This is a genomic window from Bradyrhizobium sp. 179, assembly GCF_023073535.1.
In the GTDB taxonomy this organism is placed as follows: Bacteria; Pseudomonadota; Alphaproteobacteria; order Rhizobiales; family Xanthobacteraceae; genus Bradyrhizobium.
On the sequence record NZ_JADPJR010000058.1, the window covers coordinates 12,391 to 33,773 of the forward strand.

Annotated in this window: 19 protein-coding genes and 1 tRNA gene; 11 read left to right on the top strand and 9 right to left on the bottom strand. The window is 63.7% G+C overall.

The features are described from left to right. The first annotated feature begins 220 nt into the window (after positions 1 to 220). Positions 221 to 1,096: a DUF4339 domain-containing protein gene (locus IVB12_RS13960; RefSeq protein ID WP_247299729.1), complete on the top strand. Its 876-nt coding sequence runs from the start codon at positions 221 to 223 to the stop codon at positions 1,094 to 1,096. Between the two features lies 1 nt (position 1,097). On the opposite strand, the gene tesB is transcribed toward IVB12_RS13960, so the two are convergent. Then, the gene (gene tesB, locus IVB12_RS13965) at positions 1,098 to 1,964 is read right to left on the bottom strand and encodes an acyl-CoA thioesterase II (RefSeq protein ID WP_247299731.1); all 867 of its coding nucleotides are present in this window, start codon (positions 1,962 to 1,964) and stop codon (positions 1,098 to 1,100) included. Positions 1,965 to 2,169: 205 nt separating this feature from the next. Here tesB and IVB12_RS13970 point away from each other — a divergent pair, with 205 nt between their 5' ends. Continuing rightward, entirely contained in the window at positions 2,170 to 3,390 is a 1,221-nt protein-coding gene (locus IVB12_RS13970) for a ubiquinone biosynthesis hydroxylase (protein ID WP_247299732.1), read from the top strand. Between the two features lie 252 nt (positions 3,391 to 3,642). On the opposite strand, the gene IVB12_RS13975 is transcribed toward IVB12_RS13970, so the two are convergent. Further along, positions 3,643 to 3,840: a Trm112 family protein gene (locus IVB12_RS13975; RefSeq protein ID WP_246922246.1), complete on the bottom strand. Its 198-nt coding sequence runs from the start codon at positions 3,838 to 3,840 to the stop codon at positions 3,643 to 3,645. Positions 3,841 to 4,176: 336 nt separating this feature from the next. Between IVB12_RS13975 and IVB12_RS13980 the strand changes: the two genes are divergently transcribed. From IVB12_RS13980 to IVB12_RS13990, 3 genes are all read left to right on the top strand, one after another. Then, entirely contained in the window at positions 4,177 to 4,455 is a 279-nt protein-coding gene (locus tag IVB12_RS13980) for a PepSY domain-containing protein (protein WP_247299734.1), read from the top strand. Positions 4,456 to 4,504: 49 nt separating this feature from the next. Further along, a complete protein-coding gene (locus tag IVB12_RS13985) occupies positions 4,505 to 5,098 on the top strand; it encodes a cytochrome b/b6 domain-containing protein (protein ID WP_247299736.1) in 594 nt (197 codons plus the stop codon). 202 nt (positions 5,099 to 5,300) lie between these two features. Continuing rightward, the gene (locus IVB12_RS13990) at positions 5,301 to 7,808 is read left to right on the top strand and encodes an EAL domain-containing protein (protein WP_247299737.1); all 2,508 of its coding nucleotides are present in this window, start codon (positions 5,301 to 5,303) and stop codon (positions 7,806 to 7,808) included. 6 nt (positions 7,809 to 7,814) lie between these two features. Here the strand turns inward: IVB12_RS13990 and IVB12_RS13995 are convergent, their stop codons facing one another. Together IVB12_RS13995 and trxA are read right to left on the bottom strand one after the other, a co-directional pair. Further along, positions 7,815 to 8,492: an LON peptidase substrate-binding domain-containing protein gene (locus IVB12_RS13995; RefSeq protein ID WP_247279979.1), complete on the bottom strand. Its 678-nt coding sequence runs from the start codon at positions 8,490 to 8,492 to the stop codon at positions 7,815 to 7,817. Positions 8,493 to 8,524: 32 nt separating this feature from the next. Further along, a complete protein-coding gene (gene trxA, locus IVB12_RS14000; protein WP_247299739.1) occupies positions 8,525 to 9,448 on the bottom strand; it encodes a thioredoxin in 924 nt (307 codons plus the stop codon). 272 nt (positions 9,449 to 9,720) lie between these two features. On the opposite strand from trxA, the gene IVB12_RS14005 reads away from it, so the two are divergent. From IVB12_RS14005 to IVB12_RS14020, 4 genes are all read left to right on the top strand, one after another. Continuing rightward, a tRNA-Gly gene (locus IVB12_RS14005) sits at positions 9,721 to 9,795 on the top strand. Between the two features lie 76 nt (positions 9,796 to 9,871). Then, on the top strand, positions 9,872 to 10,858 hold the full coding sequence (locus tag IVB12_RS14010; RefSeq protein WP_247299751.1) for an NAD(P)-dependent oxidoreductase: 987 nt from the start codon (positions 9,872 to 9,874) through the stop codon (positions 10,856 to 10,858). Positions 10,859 to 11,236: 378 nt separating this feature from the next. Beyond that, complete coding sequence (locus tag IVB12_RS14015) at positions 11,237 to 12,511, top strand: PQQ-dependent sugar dehydrogenase (protein ID WP_247299753.1); 1,275 nt, start codon at positions 11,237 to 11,239, stop codon at positions 12,509 to 12,511. A 200-nt stretch (positions 12,512 to 12,711) separates the two neighbouring features. Continuing rightward, positions 12,712 to 13,305 (top strand): c-type cytochrome, encoded by a 594-nt coding sequence (locus IVB12_RS14020; protein ID WP_247299755.1) that lies wholly within the window; start codon positions 12,712 to 12,714, stop codon positions 13,303 to 13,305. A gap of 165 nt (positions 13,306 to 13,470) precedes the next feature. Here IVB12_RS14020 and panE read toward each other — a convergent pair whose 3' ends face one another. The 4 genes from panE to IVB12_RS14040 all read right to left on the bottom strand — a co-directional run bounded on the left by panE (position 13,471) and on the right by IVB12_RS14040 (position 17,211). Beyond that, the gene (panE, locus tag IVB12_RS14025) at positions 13,471 to 14,394 is read right to left on the bottom strand and encodes a 2-dehydropantoate 2-reductase (protein WP_247299757.1); all 924 of its coding nucleotides are present in this window, start codon (positions 14,392 to 14,394) and stop codon (positions 13,471 to 13,473) included. A gap of 100 nt (positions 14,395 to 14,494) precedes the next feature. Beyond that, positions 14,495 to 15,103, bottom strand: a complete 609-nt coding sequence (locus IVB12_RS14030; RefSeq protein WP_247299759.1) for a 2-hydroxychromene-2-carboxylate isomerase — start codon at positions 15,101 to 15,103, stop codon at positions 14,495 to 14,497. 94 nt (positions 15,104 to 15,197) lie between these two features. Continuing rightward, complete coding sequence (locus IVB12_RS14035) at positions 15,198 to 16,547, bottom strand: MATE family efflux transporter (protein WP_247299761.1); 1,350 nt, start codon at positions 16,545 to 16,547, stop codon at positions 15,198 to 15,200. A gap of 82 nt (positions 16,548 to 16,629) precedes the next feature. Then, the gene (locus IVB12_RS14040; RefSeq protein ID WP_247299763.1) at positions 16,630 to 17,211 is read right to left on the bottom strand and encodes a DUF2239 family protein; all 582 of its coding nucleotides are present in this window, start codon (positions 17,209 to 17,211) and stop codon (positions 16,630 to 16,632) included. Positions 17,212 to 17,369: 158 nt separating this feature from the next. On the opposite strand from IVB12_RS14040, the gene IVB12_RS14045 reads away from it, so the two are divergent. Further along, a complete protein-coding gene (locus IVB12_RS14045) occupies positions 17,370 to 18,035 on the top strand; it encodes a glutathione S-transferase (protein WP_247299765.1) in 666 nt (221 codons plus the stop codon). 23 nt (positions 18,036 to 18,058) lie between these two features. Here IVB12_RS14045 and ggt read toward each other — a convergent pair whose 3' ends face one another. After that, positions 18,059 to 19,810 (bottom strand): gamma-glutamyltransferase, encoded by a 1,752-nt coding sequence (gene ggt / locus IVB12_RS14050; protein ID WP_247299767.1) that lies wholly within the window; start codon positions 19,808 to 19,810, stop codon positions 18,059 to 18,061. A gap of 101 nt (positions 19,811 to 19,911) precedes the next feature. On the opposite strand from ggt, the gene IVB12_RS14055 reads away from it, so the two are divergent. Continuing rightward, positions 19,912 to 21,297 (top strand): MFS transporter, encoded by a 1,386-nt coding sequence (locus tag IVB12_RS14055; protein ID WP_247299769.1) that lies wholly within the window; start codon positions 19,912 to 19,914, stop codon positions 21,295 to 21,297. The last annotated feature ends 86 nt before the right edge of the window (positions 21,298 to 21,383 follow it).

Below are 21,383 nucleotides of genomic sequence, written 5' to 3' on the forward strand. Positions count from 1 at the left end.
CCCGGGATGCGCCGTATGTCCCCGGCGCTGCGTCAATCTGGCATCTTTCCGGGCAAATGGCACAAAAAAGTTGCAGATTGAAGCGGAAAAACGTTTGGCCATGTGAACGGCCGCCTCTGTACAGGGCAGCCGTTCATCCCTCACAATGCATTTTTGGCATGGATGCGGTGAACCCAGGCGTCCCAGCCGGTACATAAGTATGTTCGAGGGGGGCGGCTACATGGCGAGTTGGTTCTACGCATCCGAGGGCAAGCAGCAGGGGCCCTTTCCGGAGGGGCAATTTCGCGACCTCATCGCCCAAGGAATCGTGCGCCCAGACACGCTGGTGTGGACCGAGGGGATGGCCGGCTGGCAGAAGGCCGCCGAAATTCCTGGCCTGGTCCGCGGCAGCGGCGCGCCGCCGATGATGCCGACCGGCGGATATGCTGACGCTGGCCGCTATGATAGCGCAGCTGGAGAATCGCTTTCGGTCGATTTCGGCATCCTCGAGTTCACCTGGCGCAGCATCGTCTTGCTGATCGGAATGATCTTCGTCCTGCCGGCGCCGTGGGTGTTCGTCTGGTACACGCAATGGATCGTGTCCTGCGTGAAGGTCCCGGGGCGTCCGAACCTCAGCTTCACCGGCAATGCGATGACGCTGGTGCCCTGGTTTTTCGGCTTCATCGTCCTGGCGATCGCCATCTCCTTCATCGGCAGCGAGATCTTGAGCAACCTGCTGTTCATCGTCCAGATCGTTCTCTACTGGCTGCTGATCAAATGGATGGTCGCGAACCTCGCCTCCAACGGGCAGCCGCTGGGCCTGAGCTTCACCGGCTCGATCTGGGCCTATATCGGCTGGAGCCTGCTGTTCGCGGTCTCGATCATCACCATCGTCGGCTGGGCCTGGGTCGCCGCGGCGCAGATGCGCTGGTTCTGCCGCAGCGTCGAAGGCACGCGGCGCGAAATCGTCTTCAAGGGCAGCGGTCTTGACATTCTGTGGCGCGGAATTGTGGCCGTGATCCTGTGCAGCTTCATCATCCCGATCCCGTGGGTGTATCGCTGGATCATGAACTGGTTTGCATCGCAGACCGAGCTCGCTCCGCGCGGCTCGCGCTAAGCTATCCCGTCCTCCGCTCGCGCACCGAGCCTTCCTGCGCGACGGAGGCCACCAGCGTGCCGTCGGGCTTGAGGATCGAGCCGCGGGTCAGGCCGCGGCCGCCTTGTGCGCTCGGCGAATCCTGGGCGTAGAGCAGCCAATCGTCGGCGCGGAACGGGCGGTGAAACCACATCGCGTGGTCGAGACTCGCCGGCATCATGCGCTTGTCGAACAGCGTGCGGCCATAGCGCGCCATGATCGCATCCAGCAGCGAAAAGTCCGAGGCATAGGCGAGCGCACACATGTGTAGTGCCGGATCGTCGGGCAGTTTCGCAGCCGTCTTGATCCAGACGTGAATGCGGCCATCGTCGATCTTCTGGCCGAAATAACGGCCGAGCTCGACCGGGCGCAACTCGATCGGACGATCGGATTCATAATAGCGGCGGATGAACTCCGGCATCTCCTTGAACATCGGCTGCTTCGCCACCTCCTCCGCCGTGAGCTTTTCCGGCGGCGGGACGTCGGGCATCTTGTCCTGATGATCGAACGCACTCTCCTCCTCGGCGTGGAACGATACCATGATCGAGAAGATCGCGTTGCCGTGCTGGATCGCGGTGACGCGGCGCGTCGAGTAGCTCTTGCCGTCGCGCAGGCGCTCGACCTGGTAGATGATCGGGATCTGCGGGTCGCCCGGCAGAATGAAATAGCAATGCAGCGAATGCGGCAGCCGGCGCTCGACGGTGCGGCAGGCCGCCACCATCGCCTGTCCGATCACTTGCCCGCCGAACACCCGCTGCCAGCTCGTCTTTGGGCTGTTGCCGCGGAACAGGTTCACCTCGAGCTGTTCGAGGTCGAGGATTGAAATGAGGTCGATCAGGCCTTTGGACATGCTGCTGCTTTCGAGTGCCTCGTCATTTCGGAGCATCGCGACAGCGATGCCCTGGAATCCCGAGCTGATAACCTCCGGATTCCGGGTTCGCGCTCGCGCGCGCTCCGGGTGACGGAACGATTACCGTTCCGCCCTTGTTTCACCGCACTGTTTCGCCCACCTCAAGTCTGCTAGCAAGTCCAGGAATTGGCCGGGAAAGTCGGGTATGTCGGTACAGGGGAGCATTGTCATTGGCGGCGGCGCGTTTGCAGGGCTGGCGCTGGCGCTGGCGCTGCGCCAGGGGCTCGGGCCCGAGATTCCCGTCATCGTCGCCGATCCCGCGCTCAGCATGCGTCCAAGCCGCGATCCGCGCGCAACTGCGATCGTGGCGGCTTGCCGCCGGCTGTTCGAGGCGATCGGCGCCTGGGACGATGTCAGGGGCGAGGCGCAGCCGATCCTCGACATGGTCGTCACCGATTCCAAGCTGGAGGACGCGACCCGTCCGGTGTTCCTGAATTTCGCCGGCGATGTCGCGCCGGGCGAGCCCTTCGCGCATATGGTCGAAAACCGCCGCCTGATCGATGCATTGGTGGTGCGCGCCGAGGCCGAGGGCGTCGATCTGCGTGCCACCATTGTCGCGTCCTACGACGCGCGTTCCGAAGGCATCGACGTGACGCTCGGCGACGGCAGCGTGATCGCCGCGAGCCTGCTGGTCGCCTCGGATGGCGCCAGATCCAAGCTGCGCGAGCGCGCCGGCATCGCTACCCATGGCTGGGAATATGACCAGTCCGGCATCGTCGTCACCGTCGGGCACGAGCGCGATCACGAGGGCCGCGCCGAGGAGCATTTTCTGCCGGCCGGTCCGTTCGCGATTTTGCCGCTATCCGGCAAACGTTCCTCGCTGGTGTGGACCGAGCGCCGCAGCGAAGCCGCACGCATCATCGCGCTGAGCGAGGCGGAATTTCACGGCGAGCTCGAGCAGCGCTTCGGTCTGCATCTCGGCGAGGTCAAGGCGCTCGACACGCCGCGTGCGTTCCCGCTGTCCTATTTCGTCGCGCGCTCCTTCATCGCCGAGCGTCTGGCGCTGGTCGGCGATGCCGCTCATGTCATCCATCCGATCGCGGGCCAAGGCCTCAACATGGGACTGAAGGATGTCGCCGCGCTGGCCGAGGTGGTGGTCGATGCCGCGCGGCTCGGCATCGATCTCGGCGGCGCCGATGTGCTCGAACGTTACCAGCGCTGGCGCCGCTTCGACACTATGGCCATGGGCGTCGCCACCAACTCGCTGAACTTCCTGTTCTCCAACCAATCGACGCTCCTGCGCTCGTTGCGCGATATCGGCCTCGGCCTCGTCGACCGTGCCCCGCCGCTGAAGAATCTCTTCATCCGACAGGCCGCCGGACTGACCGGCGAGGTGCCAAGGTTGTTGAAGGGCGAAGCGTTGTAGGCGGAGGTTTCAAGAGCGCTCGCCCCACTCTCTCCTCATCGTCCCGGACAAGCGCGCTCCGAACGCGCGCAGATCCGGGACCCATACGCCGCAGCAATAATTTTGCGAACGCCTGGAGTTACCAGCTTCGCGCCATAACCTCTCTTTGTGGTTATGGATACTGGCCCCCCGCACGCAATTGCGCGCTAGGCGGGGACGAAATTAAGAATGTGGTGAAGCCATCGCGCTCCAGCCGGGGTACGCGCCATGACTTCAATCGATCTTGCGCGCCTCTTCCGGCAGCATGATCGGGATGCCGTCGCGGATCGGGTAAGCGAGCTTGGCGCTGCGCGAGATCAGCTCCTGCTTGGCAGCATCGAACTCCAGCGGGCCCTTGGTCAACGGGCAAACCAGAATCTCCAGCAGCTTCGGATCGACGCTGGCTTCGGGGCGGTCGGTGGGCGCGTTCATGATGGTCTCCGGCAGTCGGATTGCCTCTACCATAGAAATTCGCATCCGCCCATCGCGGGCTGTCGTCGTTCGAGCGGAGACTGTCGGCGGGGCGCTGTGGTGGCGCCTGCGGTTGCCGGTGACGAGCGGCCCCGCGCATTTCGGCCCGTGAGGCGTAAGGCCGCAGCCCCGCTTCAAATGCGCGCTGCATGCGGAGAGCGCTGATCTTTTGGCGACCGTTAGAACAAATCTAAGATTGGTCACCCCTGAACCGGATTGACTTCACCTTCGCCTTTGCTTCCTTCGGCTGCGCTTCGCGCTGAGCACACAGCGCACACGACAGAGGAGGAGACGTTCGTGAAGGTCATTCGAGTTGTTGCCATTGCACTGACGATCGGGATTGGTACGGGATCGGCGGTCATGGCCGACGGTTTCAAGAACTGCACCAAGCTCGACAAGGCGTCATGGAAGCCGGCCAGCGAGGCCGAAGCCAAGGCCAAGGCGCTGGGCTACGAGGTGCGGCGCTCCAAGATCGAAGGCTCGTGCTACGAGGTGTACGGCGTCAAGGAAGGCAAGCTCTACGAGCTGTTCTACAGCCCCGAAGATCTCAGCCTGAAGCACACGATTGCCAAGTGACTTGCGCGAAGTAGTCTGCGCCAAATGACTTGCGCAAAGTGAAGCGGAATTGATGGCAGAAGCGATGCCACAAGCGCGCGGGGTGTCCAACCGGACCCCCGCGGATCGAACGGCTCCGCGGGCGGTCGCGGTCTGGGACCTCCCGTTGCGGCTCTGGCACTGGCTTCTCGCGACCTCGGTTCTGATCGCGTGGTTCACGCCGACCGTCTATGGCGGCCTGCACCGCATCGTGGGCTATACGGTCATCGGCCTACTTGGCTTCCGATTGGTCTGGGGCTTCATAGGAGGCCGTTATTCGCGCTTCCGGATGGTCGGGATCAGACTTCGCGCCGCGCCCGGCTATCTCTGGAATCTGCGCCGCGGCATCACCGGCCGCTATATCGGACTCAATCCTGCCGGCACCTTGATGCTGGTGGCGCTGCTGGCTTCGCTCGCGGTGTCGACGATCACGGGCGCGATGTCGGTGACCGTCACCTTTTTCGGCGTCTGGTGGGTCGAGGATACCCACCATTATTCATCGGACGCGGTCATCATCCTGGTCGTGGTCCACGTGCTCGGCGTGGTGCTGATGGGGACGCTCCAGCGCGAGAACCTGATCCGCGCGATGTTCACCGGACGCAAGCGCATCCGCAATCGTCTCTAGGGCTTGTTGCCGATCCTTGCAGGTCTCCTTCGCTCTCCTTGGGCGCGATGGCGGTGTGACGCATGCGCAATGCTCGGCAAAATCGAATTGCGCAGGAAGCATTAACGTCACGGTAAGCATGCAATCAGGCGTTGCACAAAATTAACGCGAACGACGTTTAGCCCGTTCACCATCGACACTATTGACGATGGAGCGATATTGGATGTTCCGCGTTTTTTCCTGCCTTACCGTCGAGCATGATTGGCGGTTGGTCCTGCTGGCTGGCCTGGTCTGTTTCGTCGCGAGTATCGTTGCGATCAGTATCTTCCATCGCGCGATCGCTGCGCGCGCGCGATCACGGTTGATCTGGATCGCCATTGCTGGCGCTGCGATCGGATACGGAATCTGGGCAACCCATTTCGTTGCGATGCTCGCCTATGAGCCCGGCGTCCCGACCGGTTATGGAATCGTGCTGACGACGCTCTCGCTGGCTACGGCAATGCTGCTGACGTCGGGGGGCTTCGGTGTTGCGCTCGGCGATTCCGGCCGGTGGCGCGCGGCGGCCGGCGGCGTCATCATCGGCGGCGGCATTGCCAGCATGCATTATCTCGGCATGTGGGCGCTTGAAGTGCCGGGTCGCGTCGCCTGGTCGCCGGACCTCGTGCTCGTCTCGATCACTCTCGGCATGTGCCTCGGCTATGCGGCCTTGGCTGTGGCGATCAGGTACCAGAACTACCGCGGCACGCTCGCGGCGGCGGTCCTGCTGACCCTTGCCATCGTATCGCATCACTTCACGGCCATGGGTGCCGTGCAAATTACGCCGGACCCAATGCGTGCGACAGGTGTCCTATCGCTTTCTCCGGCCGTGCTCGCGCTTGCTATCGCCGGTGTAGCACTCTCTGTGCTGGGCATGAGCCTGATCGGCGTGGTGGCCGATCGTCGCCTGGCAAGCAGAACCGTGAAGTTCGAAGGGATCATCAGCCAGCTTTCGGACGCACGGCAGCAGCTCGAAGACTCCCAGCAGGAGCTACAGGAACAGAAGCTGAGGCTGGACACGGCCATCAATCACATGGTCGAGGGCCTTTGCATGTTCGATGCCGAGAAGCGGCTGGTCATCTGCAACGAGCGTTACGCCAATCTGTATCGGCTGCCGCCGGAATTGCTGCGCGCGGGAACCTCGCACCGCGACATCATCAGGCATCGCATCATCAGCGGTACACTCAAAAGCGACGCGAGCGACATTGCCGCCGAGCAACTGATCTCGAAGCTCGATGCTTTGCCCGTCAATGCGGTCTCGAGCCGGATAGACGAATTCGCTGATGGCCGGTTGATTTGCGTGACGAGACAGCCGATGGCTGGTGGCGGATGGGTGGCAACGCATCTCGATGTCACGGAGCAACGCCGGTCCGAGGCCAAGATTACCTATATGGCGCAGCACGACGCGCTGACGGAGTTGCCAAATCGCGTGCTGCTGAGAGCGCGTTTGGAGCAGGCCTTCGCCGACACGCGCAGTGGAGTTCGCCATCTGGCGGTCCTCATGATCGATCTCGATCGCTTCAAGGAGGTCAATGACACGCTCGGACATCCGGCCGGCGACTCGCTGCTGCGTGCGGCCGCAACGCGTTTGCGGGAATGCAGCCGAGACACCACCTTGATTGCCCGACTGGGTGGCGATGAGTTCGCCGTCGTGGACTATGTTACAAATCCCGTCGTGGATGCGGCCTCGCTCGCCGAGACGATCAAGGCTGCGCTCTGCGAACCCTTTGACCTTGGCGATCATCAAGTCACCGTGGGCGCCAGCATTGGGATCGCCATCGGCCCCCGCGACGGGGCTGATTCCGACGTCATCCTCAAGAGCGCAGACCTTGCTCTGTACGCGGCAAAGAGTGGCGGACGCGGTGCATTCCGTTTCTTCGAGCCGGAGCTGGACCAGCTCATGCATGTGCGCCGCAACCTGGAAAAGGATATGCGCAGAGCGCTTGCGCGGGGCGAATTCGAGCTCCACTACCAGCCATTTGTGAGTGTGGAGACCGGCCAAACCTGCGGCTATGAGGCGTTATTGCGGTGGCACCATCCCGAGCGCGGTCTGGTCTCGCCTGCCGAATTCATTCCGCTTGCGGAGGAAACCGGCTTGATCCTGCCCCTGGGCGAATGGGTCTTGAGAGCTGCCTGCACTGAGGCAGCCAAGTGGCCGTCCCATCTGATGATCGCAATCAATCTCTCTCCCGCTCAGTTCAGGAGCAAGGAGCTCGTCTCCATCATTGTCAGCGCCCTGACGACCTCGGAGATTGCGCCGCACCGGCTCGAGCTCGAGGTCACCGAAACCGTCATCATGCATGACAGCGACGCGGTGTTCGCAGCGCTTGGGCAGCTGCGCGAGCTCGGGGTGCGAATTGCCCTCGACGATTTCGGCACGGGCTATTCATCGCTGAGCTTTCTGCAGAAATTTCCATTCGACAAGATCAAGATCGACCGCAGCTTCGTCAGCGAGCTGTCCAGCAAAAGCGAAGAGGCGCATCGGATCGCCCGTGCCGTCGTGGCGTTCGCCGTCAGCCTCGGCAAGACGACGACCGCCGAAGGCGTCGAAGCCGCCGAGCAGCTGGACATTCTGCGCGAACAGGGCTGTGTCGAGGCGCAGGGCTACTATTTCAGCCCGCCAATGCAGGCCTCCAGGATTCCGGAACTGGCCCAGCCGAAGGCACAAGCCGAAGCGGCCATCCGTGCCGCGTAGGTGTTCTCACTGCAGCGGCGGATCGCCGCTGGTGCGCTTCTTGGCGAGATCCATCTCGGTGACCGCGATCAGGATCTCGGCGCGGGTCTTCAAGTCAGGCGCCTCCAGCATGGCCTGCTTTTCCGCGGGTCCGTAGGGCGACATCATCGCCAGCGCGTTGACCAGCGCCTCGTTGGGCGCGCTCTCGACGCCCTCCCAGTCGACCTTGAGATTGTTGGCCTTCAGGAAGTCCGCCAGAACCGCCAGCAGGGCTTCGCGGTCGACCTGGTCCTCGCCCATGCGCGCCGTGAAATCGTCGACGAAGGCGAAGAAATCCACCTTGCACTGCCGATAGGCGGTCAGCACGTCGAGCTCCTCGACCACCTTGAAACGCGAGACGCCGGTGAGCTCGAGGATGTAGCGGCCATCCCCGGATTCAGCGAGCTGGGTGATGCGGCCGACACAGCCGACGCGGAACAGTGCCGGCTTGTCGGAATTCTTCGGCGAGTGCGCCACATCGGGCTGGATCATGCCGATCAGGCGATGGCCGTCGCGGAAGGAATCGTCGACCATCGCGAGATAGCGCGGCTCGAAGATGTTGAGCGGCATCTGGCCCCGCGGCAGCAGCAGCGCACCCGGCAGCGGAAATACCGGAATGACCTCCGGAAGGTCGGCGGGCCCGCGATATTCGATGTTGATCGGCATCTGCCCGGTCCCCCTGGCGTTGCCAGCACGCCCTACGAAAACAGGATCGTCGACAAACGCTTGCGGCCCTCGACGGTTGCATCATCCGTGCCGCCCCAGGCCTCGAAGAACTGCACCAGCTGCTTGCGGGCGCCGTCGTCGTTCCATTTGCGGTCGCGCTTGATGATTTCGAGCAACTGCTCGGTGGCGGCCGCGCGGTCGCCTTGCGCGTTGAGCGCGGTGGCGAGATCGAATCGTGCCTGATGGTCGAGCGGGTTTGCGGCGACTTTCTGTTCCAACTCGGCCACCGGTCCCAGCGCTTCCGCCTGCTCGGCGAGATCGATCGTGGTCTGCACGGCTTTCACAGCGGGATCGTTGCGCTTGGATTCCGGCACCATGGCCAGCGTCTGCTTGGCCTGCTCCATCGCGCCGGAGACGGCGTAGCACTTCGCAAGGCCCGCAAGCGCCGCGATGTTGGTCGAATCATGCTGGAGCGCCTCGGCATAGATCTGCGCGGCCGCAGCCGTGTCGCCCTCGGCGAGCAAGGCCTCAGCCTCCTGCACGATCTCGGCGACGTTGACCTCGCCCGGCGCGGTGACGCCCTTGGTCAGCCGCTCGATGAAGGCGTTGAGCTGGCTCTCGGGCACCGCACCCATGAAGCCGTCGGCCGGCTGGCCGTTGACGAAGGCGATCACGGCCGGAATCGACTGGATGCCCATCTGCCCCGGAATCGCCGGGTGCTGGTCGATGTTCATCTTGACCAGCTTGACCTTGCCCTTGGCTGCCTTGACCGCCTTTTCCAGGATCGGGGTGAGCTGCTTGCAGGGGCCGCACCACTCCGCCCAGAAATCGATCAGCACCGGCTGGCGCTTCGATTCCTCGATGACGTCCTTCACGAAGGTCTGGGTGGTGGTGTCCTTGATCAGATCGGCGGCAGCCGGGCCCGCCGCTCCGTTACCCTGGTCGATGATCGTCACGGGATCCCCTCGTCATGTCTGGAATGGCGGCTCTTTAACACGCCGCCACATCGTGTGCTTGTTGTCGGCACCTAAATTGGGCCGAATGGGCCGAATTTCAATCCAGGTGCCTTGATTCGCCGGTTCCGGGGCGCTTTCGGGCGATTTGGTCGCATTCAGCGTCCATATCGGGCCTCCGATTGCGAATCTATGCCGCCGGTAGCTGTTGCATTCCCCTCCCGCTTTTGGCATACGACAGCCGTTGCCGGCGCGTCACGCGACCGACACAGGATGCGGGTGTAGCTCAGTGGTAGAGCACGACCTTGCCAAGGTCGGGGTCGAGGGTTCGAGCCCCTTCGCCCGCTCCAATTTTTCCCAGAGCATCCAGCCGAACCGGGCCGGGCCGTGGTTTTCCACGCCGCCGGCGACTGCATTGGGTCTCACATGACGATTCTGGTCACGGGCAGCGCGGGCCATCTCGGTGAAGCCATTCTCCGGACGCTGCGGGGGCGCGGATTGCCTGCGCGCGGGGTCGATCTGAAGCCATCTTCCTTCACCGACGCCATCGGATCGATCGTCGACCCAGGCTTCGTCCGGCGCCAGATGGACGGCGTCACGGCGGTGATCCACACTGCGACGCTGCACAAGCCGCATGTGGCGACCCACAGTAAGCAGGATTTCGTCGACACCAACGTCGCCGGCACGCTCAACCTGCTCGAGGCGGCCGCGGCGAGCGGCGTGAAGAGCTTCGTCTTCACCAGCACCACCAGCGCGTTCGGCTCGCAGCTTCGCCTGGAGGCGGAACAAGCCGCAGTGTGGGTCACCGAGGACCTGCCGCCGGTGCCGAAGAACATCTATGGCACGACCAAGCTGATGGCCGAGAACCTCTGCGAGCTGTTCTTTCGCGAGCGCGCCCTGCCGGTCGTCATCCTGCGGACCTCGCGCTTCTTTCCTGAAGCCGATGACGATCCGGCGATGCGACAGGCTTACACGACCGAGAACACGCAGGCCAACGAGCCGCTTTATCGCCGGTTGGACATCGCGGACGCGGTGAGCGCCCACCTGCTCGCCGCCGAGCGCGCGCCCAAGATCGGCTTTGCGCGCTACATCGTCTCGGCCACGAGCCCGTTCGAGCAACGCCATCTCGCGGCGCTCGCGCGCGATGCTGCCGGTGTCGTGCGCGAGCTCTATCCGGATTGTGTGCAGCTCTTTGCCGCGCGGGGCTGGCGCCTCTTCCCCGCGATCGACCGCGTTTATGTCAACGAACGCGCGCGGCGCGAGCTGGGCTGGCGGCCCGAATTCGACTTCGCGCATGTGCTGCGCAGCCTGCATGGTGACCGCGATTTTCGCAGCGCGCTGGCACGCGAGATCGGGTCGAAAGGCTATCACGACACGCTGTTCGACGACGGGCCCTACCCCGTCGCCCCCTAAGCGCGCTTATCGCTATTTTGCTCGATGCTTCAACTGTCTGTCCGGTGTCGCCGAGCGCAGGCTGGCGAGAGCCGTTCTACTGTGCATGGGGTTGTTTTCGCATTTTTTGGATGTCCACCCTCGCGCCGCCTGAAAATGGTCACGCGCCCTATTGATTCCGCGTTGCAGCGGGAGCGTTGGCATCGCGCCGTTCGCCCCCATTGACATTCCGTCTCAATTTTTCCGGAGAGCAACCGCAGTGCATGCGATGCCCTTCTCAGCGCTCGCAGATGTGCTAGCCTTTTTGCGTCTGCCTCCCGGCAGACTCCAAACTTCGCCTCTCGACTAGCAAAACAAAATAAATTGCAGCCCTGACGGCTGCCTTTGGGGAGTGACGCGATGACATCGATGTTCCATCGATCCGTGTTGGCGCTTGCAGCCGTTGCCCTTCTCGCGGGGACGAGCGCTGGCAATGCGCAACAGCAGGACAAGAACCGGGCGCTGAAGAAATACGAATCCGGTACCAAGGAGTTCTGGACCCATCCGCCGGATGACTGGTTCCTCGGCGACGAGACCGAGGCGCAGAAGGGCCTCGCGCCGCCATCGGGTCCGCCGACCGGCGCTTCCGACACCGAGCTCGCCAACATCGTCAAGAAGATCAAGCTGCCGCCGGGCTTCAAGATCGAGGTCTATGCCTCCGGCGTGCTGGCCGCCCGGCAGATGGCCTGGGGCGACAAGGGCACGCTGTTCGTCGGCTCGTTCGGCCTCGGCAACGTCTATGCCATCAAGGACAACAACGGAAAGAAGGAGGTCAAGACCGTCCTCAAGGGCCTGAACATGCCCACCGGTCTCGCCTTCAAGGACGGCGCGCTCTACGTCATCGCCGTCGACAAGCTGATCCGCTATGACGACGCCGAAGCCAAGCTCGACAATCTCGGCGAGGGCAAGGTCGTCTATGACGACATGCCGTCCTATGCCGCGCATGGCTGGAAATATATCGCGGTCGACAAGGATGGCTGGTTCTTCCTGCCGTTCGGGCCGCCGTTCAATGTCGGCATCCCGCCGACCAGCGTCTCGCAGATCCGGCGCGTCGATCCCAAGACCGGCAACGCCGAGATCTGGGCGCTCGGCGTCCGCAACTCGGTCGGCGGGGACGTCGATCCGCGCACCGGCAAATACTGGTTCACCGAGAACGCGCGCGATTGGATCAGCGATGATCTGCCCTCAGACAAGCTGAACATGATCAACAGGATCGGTGAGCATTTCGGCTATCCCTATTGCCACCAGGGCAATTTGCCTGATGACAAGTTCGCGATGGGCCACAAATGCTCCGAGTTCACGCCGCCGGTGCTGAATCTCGGCGCGCATGTCGCTCCGCTCGGCATGAAGTTCTATACCGGCGACCAATTCCCCGCCGAGTACAAGAACAATATCCTGATCGCCGAGCACGGCTCCTGGAATAGGCACAAGTACCAGGGCGCACGCATCGTGCGCGTGATCGTCGGGCCTGACGGCAAGAATCCCAAGCAGGAAATCTTCGCCTCCGGCTGGCTCGAGGGTGATCAGGGCTATCTCGGCCGTCCCAACGACATCCTTCTCGCCAAGGACGGCTCGATCCTCGTGGCCGACGACTGGGCCGGCGCGATCTATCGCATCAGCTACAGCAAGAAGTAGCGCGCGGACGATAAGAGGCTGCGGTGGTCGCGAGCTGCCGCAGCCTCGTTTGCTCTCAACTTCGATGTCGTTCCCGATTGCGCGCCACTTGCGCGCAAGTCCGGAAACCATATCCACGAGCGGGGGTTATGGATTCCGGCTCCCGCCAAGCGGCGCCCCCCGCCCGCAATGACGAACTCGACAGATCGGAAGTCCTAATCATGCGCCGCCAGTTTTTTCCGTATGTCACCGGCGCGCTATCGCTCGCGGCGCTTGCGTTCGTTTCGGCGCAGGCCGCCGATAATGCCGCGATCAAAGAGAAGGCGGCCGCCTGCGCCGGCTGCCACGGCGAGAACGGCATTTCGCAGACCGAGAACGTCCCCTCGCTCGCCGGCCAACCCGATCAATTCCTGCAATGGCAGCTGGTGTTCTTCCGCGCCGGCTCGCGCAAGAACGATCAGATGCAGCCGATCGTCGAAGAGATCAGCAACGAGGACATTCGCAATTTCGGCGCCTATTTTTCGCAGCTGGCGCCGCCGAAGGCACCGGAAGACGAGGACCCGGACTTGTCGAAGAAAGGCGCCCAGGTCGCCGCCGGCCGCCGCTGCGCCTCATGCCATACCGACAGCTACGCTGGCACCAAGGCCGTGGCACGGCTCGCGGGCCAGCGCGAGGAATATCTCGTGAAGGCGCTGCACGACTACAAGGCCGGGCAGCGCGTCGGCGGCGGCGTCGCCGCGATGGCCGATGTCGCCTATCACATGAGCGAGGAAGAGATTACAGCGGTCGCGCACTACCTGGCGCATTTGCAGTAGCGCAAGGCTGTTGCCCCAAACTCCACCGTCGTCTCGAGGACGGGACCGATAACCACAAGGTGTGGTTTGGCGAAGACAGGTCGTTCTTCGATCGTCGCGCGGTACTGATAGCGTCGCTTGCGATAGATCACGCAGTGTGGGTCTCGGCCTTCGTCGGGGCGGTCCCTACCCCGCCCTCTGCTTCTCATACGCCTTCAGATGCGTATACGCGATGCGCAGCTTCGGCACGGGAACCTTCGCCGCATCCCCACGCGCGATGAGATCGCCGATGACGTGATCGGCTTCGACCGGCAGGCCGGCCTTGATGTCGCGGAACATGGATGCCGTCATCGGCGAGCCCTCGGTGGTCAGATTGCCCTTCACGCGCTCGAAGAACGGTCCGCCCGGCGGATAGCCCGACGCAGCGGCAATCGCGCTGGTCTCGTCCAGCATGCCGAGCAGAAAGTCCCTGCCGCCGGGGGCAGCGAGAATGTTGCCGACGGAGCTGCGCATCAGGCTGGTGGACGCTGCGAGCGTGGAGAGGAACACCCACTTCTCCCACATGTCCTGCAGGATGTTCTGGCTGGCGCTGGCGCCATTGATACCGCTCCTGAAGGCCTCGTCGATCGCCTTGACGCGGTCCGACAGCTTGCCGTCGCGCTCGCCGTAATTGATCGATTGCATCGGCTGGAGCTGCACCACCTCGCGCTGCTCGTTGAGGGTCGCGGCGATGGCGCAGAGGCCGCCGAGCACGCGCTCCTTGCCGAACTTGTCGTCGAGGACGTCGAGATGCTTCATGCCGTTGAGCATGGGGATGATCGCGGTGTTCGGCCCGACGGCGGCCGCGAACGACTTGATGGCGTCGTCGAGGTCGAACGCCTTGCAGCTCAGCAGCACGACGTCGAATTTTTCCGCGAGCTTGTCCGCTTGCACGGTCGGCGGCGCCTTCAGCGTCACATCGCCATTCGGGCTCTTGATGACGAGGCCGGCGCTCGCGAGCTCGCTGGCGCGGCGCGGCCGGACCAGAAAGGTGACGTCGCGGCCGGCCTGCAACAGCCTGCCACCAAAATAGCCGCCGATGGCGCCGGCGCCGACCACGAGGATGCGCATGGGGAGAACTCCGTAGTTATTCTTGGCGAATGGCGAATAGGGAGTAGCGAATAGCAGCTTCGCTTTCCACTCGCTATTCGCTACTCACCATTCGCGCCATTCACTTTCCCGACACCATCTCCTCGACCTCGCGCAGCTGCTCCTTGCCGAAGAACATCTCGTTGCCGACGAAGAAGGTCGGCGAGCCGAACGCGCCGCGCGCCACCGCCTCCTCGGTATTCTTGATCAGTCTGCCTTTCACCTCGGGTTCCTGCGCGCGGGCGAATAACTTTTGCGCATCGAGGCCGGATGACGCCAGCGCCTTCGCCGCGATCTCAGGATCGTCCATCTTCTTCGGCTCGCGCCACATGTGGTGGAAGGCGGCCTCGACATAGGTCTCGAACACGCCCTCGAGCTGCGCCGCGATCGCCGCGCGCATCAAGTTCAACGTGTTGACGGGGAAGAACGGATTCATGGCGTAGGGCTGGACTTTGAAGCGCTTGATGAAGCGCTCGGTCTCGACCGCCTGAAACTCGCGCTTGTTCTTGATGCCAGCGAGCGTCTCGGCTGGCGACTTGTTGTTGGTCGCCTTGAAGATGCCGCCGAGCAGGATCGGCACATATTCGAACTTGACGCCGATGCGTTGCTCGATTGCCGGGATCGCCAGATGGCTGAGATAGGCATTCGGGCTGCCGAAATCGAACAGGAATTGCGGGGCTGTGCGGGTCAATTCGATCTCCCTGGGGGCGCTTTTCATCCATTGTGGCGCAGGCCGCGCGACAGGTCCATCGTTTAATGATGGTCATAATGCCTTGATGATCCCGTCAGAGCAGACGCCGGATCGCCTGCTTGCGCCACACCAGGAGATAACAGCCCATCTGCAAAACGAACATGGCGCAGAACACGATCGGATAGGCGGCCCATACGCCCTCAAGGCCAATCGTGCGGCTTAGTATCGTTGCAGCCGGCAGCTCGATCGCGACGATGGCGAAGATCGAGAGCAGCATCGGCGTCAAGGCGATGCCGGCGCCGCGCAGGGCGCCCGAGAACACCGTGGCGAGGCCAAACGGAACCGAGCTCCACAGGGCGATGTAGAGGAGAGTCTTCGCCAGATCGAGCACGGCGCCGTCCGTGATGAAGATGCCGAGCACGGCGCGCGGTACCAGATAGATCAGCGCCACCAGCCCGCCGGTCAGGACGACATTGAACGCGAGGCCGGTGCGCACGATGCCCTCGAACCGCACCCTGTCGCCGCCGCCGATCGCTTGCGCACCGAGGATCGAGACCGCGATCGAAATCGACATTGCCGTGAATTGCGTGTAGCCCATCACCTGATTGACGGCGCCGTACGCGGCCGTGGCGTTTGAGCCGAAGCCGTTGACGAGCCCAAGCAGCACCAGCTCGGCAATCGCCATCACCACCATGCCAATTGCGCTCGGCAGTCCGATGCCGAGGATTTTTCCGAGCACGGCGCCGTTGAGCCGCAGGTGACGCAGCAGTGCAGCGTCCGGTGCCAGTGCATGCTTTCTCCGGAGCAGATGGACGGCCAGCACGATCAGCGTCAGCGCGTTGGCGATTGCGGCTGCCCATGCCGGACTGGTGATGCCCGCTGCCGGCAAGCCGAAGGCGCCGCGGATCAGCAACGGCGTCAGGGCCAGGCCGATCGCGGTCGATAGCGCCAGCGCGAGGAGCGGCGTCAACGTGTCACCGACGCCGCGGATCATCGCTGTCATCAGCAGGAAGACGAAGCCGAGCGGCATGGTCAGCAGCATGATGCGGGCATAGGCGCTGGCCTGGTCGAGGATGTCAGCGGGCGTTGCCAGCATGACCATCAATGGCCGGCTGAAGATCCCGCCAGCGAGTGCAACCGTTGCCGAGAGCGAGAGACCGATTGCGAGCGTCGTGCCGACGACGAGCTTGATCCTGCCGTGCTCGCCCGCGCCAAAGGCTTGGCCGATCAAGACGGTGGCGCCGGTGCTCAGGCCGATGACGAAGGCGAACAGGAAGAACATCACCGGGAAGAACGCCGAGACCGCGGCGAGCGCGTCGATGCCGATCATCTGGCCGAGATAGACGTTGCTGACGGTGCCGAACAGCGATTGCAGCGCGTTGCTCGCCATCAGCGGTGCGAGGAAGCGAAGAAACGTCGTCCAGAGAGGCGCGGATGCGGACATGAATTTGCCTTTCATCGAAGCGTGCGAAGCCGTTGCCGCGCGATGCGCGGCTCGGCCGTTGATGGGGTGAATGCTGCGCGGTTTAAGCGAGGTCGCTGTAGGCGAGCTTGACGATGTGGTCGCGGATGTCAGTCGGCCAGTCGGCGATCAGCCTGGTGAAGCGCCGTCGGTCATCCGCGAACAGCGCGCGCGAGGCTTCCTCGAACTGCGGCAGATTGCCCGCCATGGTCGACATGAAGTGATAGGCCGCATCGCGCGCCTGCCGCTCGCGGTCCTTGTCGCCGCTGGCGCGTCTGGCCTCGTCGACGAGCCTGCGCAGCGCGACCGAGGCGCCGCCGGGTTGCGCGTTGAGCCACTCCCAGTGGCGCGGCAGTAACGTCACCTCGCGCGCGACCACACCGAGCTTCGGCCGGCCGCGGCCGCGCGGCTCGCTCGATGGTTGGGTGCTTTCGCTCGGCGGCGGTATGATCTCGGCGAGCCGCGCCAGCACCTCATGATCCTCGCCGCGCAGGTCGAAATCGATCGACCGGCCAGTCCGGTCGTCGAAAATGATGATCGGCTGGTCCGGCTTCGATCCGGCCCGCTTGACTGCGAGCGCGACGTCGCCGGCCGCTCCCGAGGCCAGCCGGCGCTGGCCCATGAAAGCTGTGAAGGTGGCTTGCATTGGAATCATTGCCAGATTGACTGTGTTGGGGATTTAATACCCGGGTAAATTCACGGCGTCAATATACCCGGGTGAAAATATCCGCACCGATGGCTCGACATTGTGTTCCCGGGCTGGCACCAACGGCGCGACGACCAAGCCAAGCTGGGGACCACGCGATGCTGACCGTTCACCACCTCAACAATTCCCGCTCGCAGCGCGTGCTGTGGCTGCTCGAGGAATTGGGCGTGCCCTACGAGATCGTGCGCTATCAGCGCCAGCCGGACATGCGTGCGCCGAAGGAGCTGCGCGCCATCCATCCGCTCGGCAAATCGCCGGTCATTACAGACAACGGCAACACCATCGCCGAATCGGGCGCGATCATCGAGTATCTCATCGCTACCTATGGCAACGGCCAACTGATCCCGCCACCGAACACGCCGGAACGGCTGCGCTTCACCTATTGGCTGCATTATGCGGAAGGGTCGGCGATGCAGCCGCTGCTGCTCAAGCTGCTGTTCACGCTGATGCCGAAGCGCGCGCCGGCGTTGCTGCGCCCTTTGGTGCGCAAGGTTTCGAACCAGGCGCTCACCGCGCTGGTCAATCCGCAGCTCAAGCAGCACATGGATTTTTGGGAAAGCGAACTCGGCAACAGCGAGTGGTTCGCCGGCAACGAGTTCACCGCAGCCGACATCCAGATGAGCTTTCCGCTGGAAGCAGCGCAAGCGCGCGGCGGGCTGGAGCAGGGTCATCCGAAGGCGATGGCGTTCCTGGAGCGCATCCACGCGCGGCCGGCGTATAACCGCGCGCTCGAAAAGGGCGGGCCTTATCAGGTCGGGCGGTAAATCATCTCGGCGCAGTGACAGGGTTACTGTCCCGCAGCTTCCGCCCCACGCGTGCGCGGATCGGGCGCGCCGAGCGGCCCATTCGACGTCACCAGAATCGAATTGGCCGATGTCTGTCCCATCGGCTCCACAACGAAGTGGCCCATCGCCTTCAGCTCCAGCAGAACATCGGCAGGAAACCCGCTCTCGACGCGCACCTCGTCCGGCAGCCATTGGTGATGCAGCCGCGGTACGGAGACGGCGGCAGCCACATCCATCTTGTAGTCGAGGACGTTCACGATCACCTGGAGCACGGTCGAGATGATGCGGCTGCCACCAGGCGAGCCCGTCACCAGCACTGGCTTGCCGTCTTTGAGCACGATGGTCGGTGACATCGAGGACAGCGGGCGTTTTCCAGGCCCTGGCAGATTGGCCTCGAAGCCGACGAGGCCGTAGGCATTCGAGGCGCCGACCGCCGCGGTGAAGTCGTCGAGCTCGTTATTGAGCAGCACGCCGGTGCCGTCGGCAACGAGGCCGACGCCATAGCTGAAGTTCAATGTGTAGGTGTTGCTGACGGCATTGCCGCGGCCGTCGACGACGGAGAAATGCGTGGTGTTGCTGCCCTCGCGCGGCGAGACAGCAGCGGAAACGAGCTCTTTCGAAGGCGTGGCGCGCTCGGCGGAGATGCCCGCGCGCAGCTTGGCAGCGTAGTCCTTCGCGGTCAGCGTCTCGATCGGTGCGTTGACGAAGGCGGGATCGCCGAGATAGCGCGCGCGGTCCGCATAGGCACGCTTCATGGCTTCGATCAGGAGATGCAGCGATGCCGACGATCCCTGCTTCAGATCGGCGAGCCGGAAGCCTTCGAGAATGTTGAGCGTTTCCACCAGCACCACGCCGCCGGACGATGGCAGCGGCATCGACACGATGTCGTAGCCGCGATAGGTGCCGCGCACCGGCGCGCGGATCACCGCCTGATAGGACTTCAGATCGGCAGGTGTCATGATGCCGCCGGCGTCAGCCACGGCCTTGGCGAGTTTCTCCGCAACTGGCCCCTCATAGAAGCCGCGCGGCCCCTGTGCGGCCACGGCCGATAGCGTTTCGGCGAGATCGCCCTGCGCCAGCCTGTCGCCTTCGCCAAGTGGCGTGCCGTCGGGGCGCGAGAAGATCTTGGCCGAGGAAGGCCAGCGCGCCAGCCGCCGGTGCCAGGCCGGCAGCGTATCGGCCATGTCGTCGCTGACGACAAAGCCATCGCGAGCGAGCGCGATCGCCGGCTCGAGCAATTGCGCCAGCGTGAACTGACCGGAGCCATATTTTTCCAATGCGAGCGCGAGACCTGCAACGGTGCCGGGCACGCCGACGCCAAGCACGGAATCCCGTGACCTCGTCGGGTCAGGCTTGCCGTCGGGCCCGAGGAAAACTTGCGGCGTGGTCGCAGCTGGCGCGGTCTCGCGATAGTCGATAGTGATGTCTTCATTGCGATCGGCGGAATGGATCACCATGAAGCCGCCGCCGCCGATATTTCCTGCGCGCGGATAGGTCACGGCCATCGCAAAGCCGGTGGCGACCGCGGCATCGACGGCATTGCCGCCACGCCGCAGGATGTCGGCGCCGACCTGCGCAGATATCTTCTCCTGCGCCACCACCATGCCGTGTTCGGCAGCAGCGGCGCGCACCATATCGCGCGCGGGCGGGACATAGCCCCGCCGCGCATCCTGGGCCGTCAGAGGGACAAGACCGAACGCCAGCGTGGCTATGACGGCGAAAAATGTCCGCCGTGTCGAATATGACGACATCATCAAAATTCCCGTCGCGCTTTTCGGCCAGTTCACACGCGTCACGGCAATGCTATACGGTTTGCCCCGAGACAGGCAAAACTGTTCGTGATGAGGACTGCGTGATGACGACGATCGCCCAGGATGTGCGCATGGCCGGCGTGCCGCGGACCTATCCGCGGCGCGCCGCCGTCGTCAGCTGGATCTTCTTCGATTGGGCCGCGCAGCCTTATTTCACCCTGATCACCACCTTCGTGTTCGCGCCCTATTTCGCGACCGGCATCGCGCCAAATCCTGCCACCGGTCAATCGCTGTGGGGCTTTGCGATGGCGGCCGCGGGCCTTGCGATCGCATTGCTGTCGCCGGTGCTCGGGGCCATCGCGGATGCTTCGGGCCGCAGGAAACCATGGATCGCAGGTTTCGGCGCGGTGCTGGTGTTGGCGTCCTGCACGCTGTGGATCGGCAAGCCCGGCGATGACGCCATCATTCCGCCGCTGCTCACCGCCGTCGCGCTCGCCAGCGTCGGCGCGGAATTCGCTACCCTCTTCAACAACGCGATGATGCCGACCCTGGTGCCGCCGGAGCGGATCGGGCGGCTGTCCGGCACCGGCTGGGCGACAGGATACATTGGCGGCATCGTCAGCCTGATCATCGTGCTCGGCCTGCTCGCCGCCAATCCCGAGACCGGCCGCACGCTGCTCGGCTTGATGCCGCTATTCGGGCTCGACCCGATCACGCATCAGGGCGACCGTGCCGCCGGGCCGTTGACCGGGCTGTGGTTCATCATCTTCGTGACGCCGATGTTCCTGTTCACGCCGGATTATCCGGCGAAGCGCCCGGTGCGCGAGGCACTGCGCGAAGGACTGTCTGAGCTGAAGCAATCGATCAAAGGTCTGCCGAAGCAGAAATCGCTCGCGGCGTTCCTGCTCGCCAACATGATCTACACCGACGGTCTGGTGTCGCTGTTCGCGTTCGGCGGCATTTATGCCGCCGGCACCTTCGGCTGGCACACGATCCAGATCGGCACGTTCGGCATCATGCTCGCGATCGCCGGTGCCCTCGGTGCGTGGCTTGGCGGCAAGCTCGACGATCGTCTCGGGCCGAAGCGCGTGATTGCCGGCAGCCTGCTGATCCTCCTGCTGTCCGTGGCGGCGATCCTGCTGGTCGACAAGGACAGTGTGTTGTTCGTCAAGGTCGCGCCGCCGCAGCCGGGTGCGGCCCTGTTCTCGAGCGCGGCGGAGCGTGCCTATCTGGTGCTGGGCTGCCTGATCGGCGCCGCCGGCGGCCCGTTGCAAGCCGCTTCGCGCACGCTGCTGATCCGTCTGGCGCCGAAGGACCGCATCGCGCAGTATTTCGGCCTGTTCGCATTGACCGGGAAGGTGACGTCCTTCATCGGTCCGCTGTTGATCGGCATGATCACCGCTGCGACGGCGAGCCAGAAAGCCGGCATGGCCGTGCTGGTGGTGTTCTTCGTCGCGGGATTGGGGCTGTTGATGCGGGTGCGGGATTAGCATTCCTGCCGTCATTCCGGGGCGCGCGGAGCGCGAGCCCGGAATCTATCGTGCAGCGTGTCGCGCGGAGAAATGGATTCCGGGCT